Raw genomic sequence first — 9188 nt, 5'->3', positions numbered from 1 at the left:
CGTCCATGCTGGTGTCCTGTGGGGGGACGGAACCGCGGGGGTCACCGGGGGCGTTCGCCGCTCGCATCAGGTCCCCTCTGTGGTTACTGATCCCGGGTCGTCCGGGTTCGGGCGGGTGTCATGTTACGCGTCCGCGCCGACAAGTTCCGGCGGTTCGCGGGGAACGGCGGCCGGCGGTTCAGTGCATCACATCCCCCTTCACCAGGGGATCTCCAGCGCCGCGTGTCCCGTGGGAACCGCACGTCCCGGCTGTCCCGAACATATGCACACTACATTCGTTAGAGTGGGAGGTGCGGCATACGGGAGGCAGCGGACGGGCACGGGAAACGGAGACCTCGAATGGCGACGGAGACCTCCGCCACGCGGCGGCCGGGCGGACGGGACGCGACCGGGCAGGACACGCCCGGAGACGCGCCCGGCGCGTCTCCGGAGCCGTACGACGCGGCCACCGACCCCGCCCTCGCCGACATCGGCGCGGCGCTGCTCCAGATCCGCCGGTACTGGGCCAAGCCGGACCTCATGAAGCGGATCCGCGCGCAGACGCCCGCCGCGACCGGCGGGCGCCCGCTGCAGATCTCGAACCTGATGGTGGTCAACGCCGTCGCCGCCCTCACCGCCGAGGCGAAGGCGGGCGACCCGTCCCGCGAGGTCACGGTCGGCGCGGTCGCGGAGCGCCTGGAGATCGACCCGTCCACCGCGAGCCGCCTGGTCGGGCACGCCATCGACGCCGGGCTGCTGTCGCGCCGCCCGTCCCCCGTCGACGCGCGCCGCGCCAACCTCGGCCTCACCGACGCGGGCCAGCGCGTCAAGCAGGTCGCCGACCGTTTCCGCCGCGCCTACCTCAACGACCTCATGGCGGGCTGGACCGCCGACGAGCGCGCCGAGTTCGCCCGCCTCCTGACCCGCTTCACCGAGGCCGCCGCCCACACCCCCCGCTACCAGGACGGCATCGAGAGAATCTTCAAGGAAGCCGCCGCCGACTAGCCTCCGCTGACTTGCGGCGTGTTGCCATTAAGGGCGGGCTCTCAAGGGCAACACGCCGCACATGAACGCCCCCGGGTGGCGGTCAGTCGCCGTTGCGGAGAGTCGCCGCCCGCCGCAGGTACTCGTCCTCGTCGATCTCCCCGCGGGCGAACCGCTCGGCCAGGACCGACCGCGCCTTGCCCATCGGGTCGGCCACCGCAGCCGTGCCGGTCATCCGGCGGCGGATCAGGTAGAACGCCGCGCCCAGCACGGCCAGCCAGAACAGCCCGATGGCGATCGGGAAGACCGGCCAGTACGCGGGAGCGTCCCCGCCGTCGTGCCACCCACCCGGCCCGAGCTGCGTGATCAACGTCGTCAGCATCGTTCATCGACCTCCTGTGTGCGGATACGTCGATGCTCCGCGACGGGCACGGCCCCCCACATCGCCCAGCCGGAGACTCCCCCACTACGCCCACCGAAGTACCCCGGACCGAACACCGTCCGGCCAGCCGAACACCCACCTCACCGCAGCGCTCCCCGGCGGCCGGCGACCACCAGCCCGGACGCCGCCCACGCCGACGGACATCCGGCTCACCGAGGCGGTCCCTGTGGGCCGTGACGCCACCAGGGCGGGCGCTGTCCGCGCCGATGGACGTCCGGGCTCGCTGGGCGTTCAGAGAGGCTCGTCACCACCAGGGCGGGCGGTAGTCCTCGTCGTCGGAGGGGCGGGTACGCCGGATGTGCTGGTCGCCGTCCGGCTGGTCGGCGGGGCCGCGTGATCGGCCGGGTTCGGCGGGTGGCGACTCGGGCAGGGCGCCGGTCGCCCACCCGTCTGCGGGCGCCTGAGGGGTCTCCGGAGCGTCCAGGGTGCTGCGCCGGAACGCCTCCCACTCTTCGTCATTGAGGCCGGGCGCGTCGTCCTCCTCCTGCCCGCCGGTGGGTCCGGAACCGTTGAGGCTCGCGCCGTTGCTTCCGTTCACACCGCCGTCCCGGTGGCCGTTCCCGGCGTCATGACCGTTCTTGTGCCCGTTGCCGGTGCCGCCGCCGTTCGTCGCGAACTCGCCCGGTTCGAACGGGCGCAGCTTGTGCGGCAGGGCGGACGGCTGCTCCGGCTCGACCGGGTCCGGCTCAGGCTGCGGCGACTCGCGGTCGAACCAGCCTCCTGTGGCCGAGGGCGTGCCCCAGGAGGGGTCCAGGGGCGCGGTGTCGAGCGGCGACGGGCTGCCACCCCACGGCTCGCCGGGCGGGTCGTCCGCGGCGGCGTTGCTCCACCGTCCGACAACATCGGGCTCGGACGGCTCGTCCCACACCTCGGGTTCGCCGGGCGTACCGTCCGGGGACGCCTGGCCGGGGACGGCCGAGGGCCCCTGGAAGACGTCGGTGCTCTGCCAGAGCGGCGCGTTGACCGGCGCGACTCCGGTCGGCGCGGCGGGGCCCGGCGCGGCCACGGGAGTGGGCGGAGGCGCGGCGGGCGCGGCGGGCGCGGCGGCCGGCAGCCCGTAGTCGGACACGATGTCCGTCTCGTCGGTGTCGTCCTCCGGGCGGCGCCGCTGGCGCCAGCCGAGCACCAGCCCGATGACGACCAGCACCGCGCCGCCGCCCAGCACCAGCGGAAGCAGGATGCCGGTCTCCTCGACGGCGTTGTCGGCCACCGGCTCGGGCGACGCCGGGGGCGGCGGCGTCTGCACCGGCCCGCTGGACGTCTTGTTGATCGCGTGCGCGGCGTAGAGCGTCCGCAGCGCGTCGACCGTCCCGCGGCAGGCGGTCGAGCCGGTCGGCTGGCCGGGCCGGGCGGGCGACCCCTGGACCAGCGCCTGCCGGACCTCGTCGGGGGTCAGCCGCGGGTACCGGGACCGGACGAGGGCGGCGACGCCGGCGACCATCGCCGACGAGGCGCTGGTGCCCGTCCCGACGACGTAGCCGTTGCTGGCGTCGGCGCTGACGATGTCCACGCCAGGCGCGCACACGGAGGCGTGGGAGCGCCTGTTGCTGTCCTGCCAGAGCCGCAGCCGGCGGTCGAGCGCGCCGACGGCGATCACTCCGGGGTAGGCGGCGGGGAAGTTCTTGCGGTTGGCGCCCGAGCCGTCGTTGCCCGCGGACGCGATCAGCACGACGCCCTTGCCGAGGGCGTACTTGATCGCGCTCTCCTGGGACTTGGTGCCGTTGTAGAACTGCCGGCCGCCGCCGAGCGACATGTTGACGATCTCGGCGCCGTGGTCGACGGCGTAGCGGATGCCCTCGGCGACGGCGTCGCGCTCGCCGGCCGCGTCCGGCTGCCCGTTGTCGCGGCGCAGCGGGTCGTCGTTCTCCAGCGTGACGCGGATGGACAGGATGGTGCTCTGCGGTGCGACGCCCATCATCCCCTGCGTCAGCCCCGGGCCGTGGCCGTGCCCGGCGATGATGCTCGCCATCGACGTCCCGTGCAGGCCCCAGTAGCGGCTGCCGGGGGCCCGCACCCCGCCGGTGAGATCGGGCCCGTTGATGACCTGGCCGGTGAGGTCGGGGTGGTTCTTGTCGACGCCGGTGTCGAGGACGGCGACCGTGACGCCGCGTCCCTTGGAGTAGCGCCACGCCCGCTGGGTGCGCAACGCCTCCAGGTGCCATTCGCGGTCGCGGATCTGGTCGGTGGGCGCGCCGACGAGCATGCCGGTGGCGGCGCCGCGCGGGGGCGGGTCGGCCGGCCGTCCCGCCATCGCCTGCGCGGGCACGACCACGGCCGCGCCGAGCGTGAGGACGGTGAGGGCCGCGGTCGTCCGGGCGCCGAGCCGGGTCGCCGGGCGGGCTCGGGCTGGACGGCGTCGACCGGCTCCGGACACGCCGCCGCACCTCCCTCCCCGGCAGACCGCCGCTGCACGACGGGTTGACATTCTGCCACGCGAACCGGTCGTCGCCCGGGCACTCGGCGCATCGGGGCACGTCCGGGACGGGGTGCCCCGATCGTCCGCGATCCCGCGCGCCACCGCCGCGGCCGGCCCCCACCGGCCGCCGCGATACCCGCTGGTAACCGGCGTTGGCACGCCATGCTAGCCGCCCCGCGGCACCCGCCCCCGCACCGGCACGCCGCCGCCCGGGGCAGGGCACCCGACCGGTATCGCACCGTCACGCGACGGTCACCGGACCGTCACCGCACCACGACGTCAGCGCCCTGAATGCGAGCCCGCCTGCACACCGGCACGCCTTCACACCGGCACACCGCCGCCCGGGCGGGCGTGCCGGGACGGCACCGCACCGGCATGCGACGATCATCGCGCCAGAGCGTCAGGGCGTCAGCGCCCTTGATGCGAGCCCGCCCACCCCGGCACGCTTTCACCCCTGCACACCGCCGCCCGGACGCCTGTGCCCGGACGGCACGGCAGCGGCACGCGACGGTCAGCGCGTCAGCGCGTCGGTGGGTCAGTGCGTCGCTGGGTCAGCGCGTCAGCGGATCAGCGCGCTGGCGGATCAGCGCGCCGGCGGGTCAGCGCGCCGGCGGGTCAGCGCATCCGCGGATCATCCGCGGATCAGCGCATCCGCGGATCAGTGTGAGCCCGCCCCTGTGAGGGCTCGCACCGACAGGTCGTCGTAGCGCTCCTGGTCGGGACGCTCCCGGCCGAGCAGCGTCCCGGCGACCGCGCACGCGAACCCGATCGGGATCGAGACGAGGCCGGGGTTCTCCAGCGGGAAGACCTGGAAGTCGACGCCGGCCGGGAACAGCGACAGGCTCTCGCCCGTCACCGGATCGGTCTTTCCGGACACGACCGGCGAGAAGAACACCAGCACCAGGGAACTGCCCAGCCCGCCGTAGATTCCGGCGACGACCCCGGACGAGGTGAACCGCCGCCAGAACAGCGACAGCACGATCGCCGGGAGGTTCGCCGCGGCCGCCATCGCGAAAGCCAGCGCCACCAGGAACGCCACGTTCAGGTTCCGGCAGACGACCGCGAGCGCGATGGCCAGCGCACCGACGAAGAACGCCGCGAACCGGGCCACCGTAACCTCCTGCGACTCGCGCGGCCGTCCGAACATCAGCACCTGGCCGAAGTAGTCGTGCGCCAGCGACGTCGACGACGCCAGTACCAGCCCGGACACCACGGCGAGGATCGTCGCGAACGCCACCGCGCCGATGAACGCCAGCATGAGGTCGCCGCCGAGATGCCCGCCGACGTGCTCGCCGGCGACCTGTGCGAGCTGCGGCACCGCGGTGTTGCCGGACGGGTCCTGCGCGGCGATCTCGTCCCGGCCGACCAGCGCCGCCGCACCGAAGCCGAGCGCCAGCGTCATCAGGTAGAACGCGCCGACGAGCCCGATCGCCCACGACACCGACGTGCGGGCGGCGCGGCCGTCCGGGACGGCGAAGAAGCGGTTGACGATGTGCGGGAGCCCGACCGTGCCGAGTACCAGCGCGGCGGCGAGGCTGATGAAGTCGAGCTTGTTGACGATCGTCCGGTAAGCGTCGCCGGGGACGTCCTGCCCGTACCGTAAGCCCGGCCGCAGGAACGCCTCGCCCTGCCCACTCGACCCGGCGGCGGAGCCGAGCATGCTACTGACGTCGAACCCGAACCGGCCGAGGACCAGCACCGTCAACACGACCGAACCGGCGAGCAGCAGGGCCGTCTTGATGATCTGCAGCCAGGTGGTGGCCTTCATCCCGCCGAACGCCACGTAGCAGATCATGAGCGCGCCGACCACGACGATCGTCACCGTCCGGGCGCTGCCCGCGGACATCATGAGGAACCGCTCGCCGCTGTGGATGCCGAGCAGCAGCGACACGAGCGCGCCGGCCCCGACCATCTGCGCGAGCAGGTAGAACACCGACACGGTCACGGTCGAGACGACGGCCGCCCGGCGGACCGGGGCCTGATGCCGGACGCGCACCGACAGCACGTCCGCCATCGTGAACCGGCCCGCGTTGCGCATCATCTCGACCAGCAGCAGCGCGAGCAGCCACGCCACCAGGAAGCCGATCGAGTACAGGAAGCCGTCGTAGCCGGACAGCGCAATGATCCCGGCGATGCCGAGGAACGACGCCGCCGACATGTAGTCGCCCGCCAGCGCGATGCCGTTCTGCGGGCCGGAGAACGTCCGCCCGCCGGCGTAGAAGTCGTCGGCGCCCCGGGTGTTGGCCCGCGCCCACACCGTGATGCCCAGCGTGAGCACGATGAGCGTGGCGAAGACCGCCAGCGCCACCCCGTGGTGCTCGATCACCGCAGCTCACCGGCCAGCGGGTCGAGGCGCCGGCGCGCGTACGCCACGTACGCCCAGGCCAGCGTGAACGTCGACAGCACCTGCAGGACGCCGAGCAGCAGCGCGACGTTGACGTGGCCGAACACCGGCCGCGCCATGAAGTCCCGGGCGAACGCGGACAGGCCGACATAGACGAAGTACCACCCCAGGAACACCGTGCCGACGAGCAGTGCGGCCCGCCGGACCCTCCCCTTGAGCAGTTGAAACCGTTCGTATCCCGCTATGGACGCATATGGTGCGGGTTCGCTCCCCCGGCGCCCCGTGACCTCCGAGTCCCACATCAGCTGACCCCCCGGTCGGACATGACTCTCCGCTATTGATCGATTGCTCTATGAGAGCAAAGTTTCAGCGTCCGCGACCAGCATTTGGCGAGATGTGGATAGAGAACTCCGGGCGCACTCCGGCGCCGCCACATCCGGACTGCTTCACCGAGGTCGAGGCGCCGATCGACAGTCGGTTCCACGTGTTCTCGGGAACGGCCGGAACGTTGCTGGCCACGTCCAACGCCGACACGCCGCTGTTCCGCCGGACGGGGGATGACTGGGAGCCCAGCCACGGCACGGGAATGTCCTTCGTCATGGACGTGCAGGCACGGACGGCCACGACGCATAGGGTCGTGGGTGGGGTCGGCCCCGACTTCGCCCCTGCGGTGGCCCACTGGGACGGCGAATACTGGAACCCGGTGCCGTACACACGGAACGACCAGGGCTTGACCAGCGTGCTACCGGTCGCAGCCCACGACGTCTGGGGGGACCGTAGTACGTGCTCGTCCACGGCGCCTGACACGACCCATGGGCCTGGGAGAGCGGGACACCATTCCTTCACCGGGCCGCTGCGCAAACCATCGTCTCCCGGCTGCGCAACGGTGACGTCGGTTTACGCGAACACGTGGACGACGTCATCAACGCCCTGGACGTCGCGTCCGACGAGGTCGTCCCAGTAGGGCACAGCTACGCGGGACTCGCCGCACGGAAAGCCGCCGACGCACAACCCACATCGTCCTACTGGACGGATGGGCCGGACCAGACGGCTCAGCCTGTTCACGCTGGCGCCCGACTTCTATCGTCGAAGTCGTCCGTTCCTGGTCGGACGGCACGTACATCCCGCACCGCCCCCGGACGCGTTCGGCATGGCCGAGACCCAGCCGAGGCGGCCCGGCTCGCCCCATGCCTACGCCCGCACCCCCTGCGCATCGGAGTTTGGGCTCAAGTCATGCTCCGTCCCCGAGGCCGCGGCCGGACTCCACGCCGTCCACGAGTTCCGCATCGGGCGACGAGACCCTTCAGGCCCGCGTGGACGACGGCACGATCGAGATGCCGCAGCGCCCAGCACAGCCTCTCGACGCCGTCATCACCATGGATGAACAGGCGTTCCTCGCCCTGCCGCCGGGCAGTCGACGCTCGCCGAACTGATCGCCAGGGAGGCGGCCACCGCGACCGGCGGCAGGGACGTCCTGTCCCGCCTGGGCGACCTGTTCCGCCTCCCCCGTCCCGCTCCCGGACGCCGGAGAAGCGCGCCTAGTCGTCAGCGTTCGACGCGGCGGTTCTTGCCGCGCCCTCTCAGCGCCGCGACGATCGCGACACCGAGCACGGCCAGCCCGACCTGGAATACCAGCTCGATCCAGTCGATCCCGGACGTCGTGCTCACGCCGACCGACTGCGCGATGGCCGTCCCGACGATCGCCGCGACGATACCGGTGAGCACGGTCAGGATGACGCCGATGGGCTGCCGACCGGGCAGCAGCAGCCGCCCCAGCGCACCGATGATCGCTCCGATGACGATCGCGCTGATGATGCCTGTGATGTTCATGCCCACCGTGTGCCCACTCAGGAGCATATGACTCCGCAGGTCACGCCCTCCGCGTCACCCGCATGGGCACGGGACCGGCCGGCCGCAGCGTGATCTCCGCCCTCGTCGGGACCTCGATTCCGGGCGCCAGATCGAGCCGATGGGTACGGCTCACGGCCGCGAGGACGAGGACGGCCTCCAGCATCGCGAAGCCGGCCCCCACACAGATGCGACGTCCACCCCCGAACGGCAGATACGCATACCGGGAACGCTGTGTCTCCCCCATGAACCGCTCAGGCTGGAACCCCTCCGGGTTGGGCCAGATCTCCACGTTCCTGTGCAGCAGATAGGGCGGGACAGCGATCGTCGCCCCCGCCGGAACCCGGACCCCGGCGACGTCGTCCTCTTCCAGGGCATCACGCTCGATCGTCCATGCCGGCGGGTAGAGCCGCATCGCTTCTTCGAGGACGGCCTTCGTCCAGGGCAGCCGCTCAACGTCCTCGGCGCGGGGCTCCCTCCCCCCGAGCACCTCGTCCACTTCCTGCTCCAGCCGCTCACGCGCCGCCGGATACCGAGACAGAAGGACGAACGTCCACGCCAGTGAGGCAGCCGTGGTCTCGTGCCCCGCCAGCAACAGCGTCAGCACCTCGTCGTGGAGCTCGGCCTCGGTGAACTCGCCGCGCTCCTTGAGCAACTGGAGGAGCTCCCCACCGGAGGGGCCTTTGATGACCCGCTGCACCAGCCCGTCCAGTTGCCCAAGCGCGCCCCCAAGCCCCGGCACACGCTGATAGACGCCCCGCTTAGCAAGCACGGGCACGAAGGTCCCCGCGACAGCACCGCGCTGGAGGAACTCCAGGGAACGTCCGGTCTGCGCGGACTCCCCCGCGAGCGCACTGCCGAACAGGGCGCGCCCGACGATGTCCAACGTCATCCGCCGCAGTTCCCCGGCCGCGTCGAGCATCACCCCGTCCGGCCACCGCTCCACGGCCGCCACGGCCGTCTCAACGATCCGCGGCGCGAACCCGACCACGTGCCGCTGCGCGAACACCGGCTGCACCACCCGCCGATGCCGCCGCCACGTCTCCCCCTCGCTGGTGAGCAGCCCTTCGCCGAGCACCGCCCGCAACGGCCGATAGGTGAACGCCTTGACGTAGTTGGCTTGATTGGCCACCAGCACGTGCTCGGCATACTCGGGCCGCGAAAGCACATAAAGC

Annotated in this window: 7 protein-coding genes; 1 reads left to right on the top strand and 6 read right to left on the bottom strand. The window is 72.1% G+C overall.

What is annotated here, in order from left to right; all coding sequences use genetic code 11:
* The first annotated feature begins 339 nt into the window (after positions 1-339).
* Positions 340-984, top strand: coding sequence for a MarR family transcriptional regulator (locus E1200_RS27405; RefSeq protein ID WP_131954967.1), 645 nt, complete (start codon positions 340-342; stop codon positions 982-984).
* Between the two features lie 82 nt (positions 985-1066).
* Here the strand turns inward: E1200_RS27405 and E1200_RS27400 are convergent, their stop codons facing one another.
* The 6 genes from E1200_RS27400 to E1200_RS27375 all read right to left on the bottom strand — a co-directional run.
* The gene (locus tag E1200_RS27400; RefSeq protein WP_131954966.1) at positions 1067-1345 is read right to left on the bottom strand and encodes an SHOCT domain-containing protein; all 279 of its coding nucleotides are present in this window, start codon (positions 1343-1345) and stop codon (positions 1067-1069) included.
* A gap of 304 nt (positions 1346-1649) precedes the next feature.
* A complete protein-coding gene (locus tag E1200_RS27395) occupies positions 1650-3779 on the bottom strand; it encodes a S8 family serine peptidase (protein WP_165950482.1) in 2130 nt (709 codons plus the stop codon).
* 700 nt (positions 3780-4479) lie between these two features.
* Complete coding sequence (locus E1200_RS27390) at positions 4480-6147, bottom strand: cation acetate symporter (RefSeq protein ID WP_131954964.1); 1668 nt, start codon at positions 6145-6147, stop codon at positions 4480-4482.
* The gene (locus tag E1200_RS27385) at positions 6144-6467 is read right to left on the bottom strand and encodes a DUF485 domain-containing protein (RefSeq protein ID WP_131954963.1); all 324 of its coding nucleotides are present in this window, start codon (positions 6465-6467) and stop codon (positions 6144-6146) included. Before E1200_RS27385 ends, E1200_RS27390 begins: the two co-directional genes overlap by 4 nt.
* A gap of 1243 nt (positions 6468-7710) precedes the next feature.
* Entirely contained in the window at positions 7711-7995 is a 285-nt protein-coding gene (locus E1200_RS27380) for a GlsB/YeaQ/YmgE family stress response membrane protein (protein WP_131954962.1), read from the bottom strand.
* A 40-nt stretch (positions 7996-8035) separates the two neighbouring features.
* A partial coding sequence (locus E1200_RS27375) for a cytochrome P450 (RefSeq protein WP_131954961.1) occupies positions 8036-9188 on the bottom strand: 1153 nt, incomplete at its 5' end.

Source organism: Actinomadura sp. GC306 (assembly GCF_004348665.1).
GTDB lineage: Bacteria > Actinomycetota > Actinomycetes > Streptosporangiales > Streptosporangiaceae > Spirillospora.
This window is presented reverse-complemented; position numbering and strand designations above follow the sequence as displayed.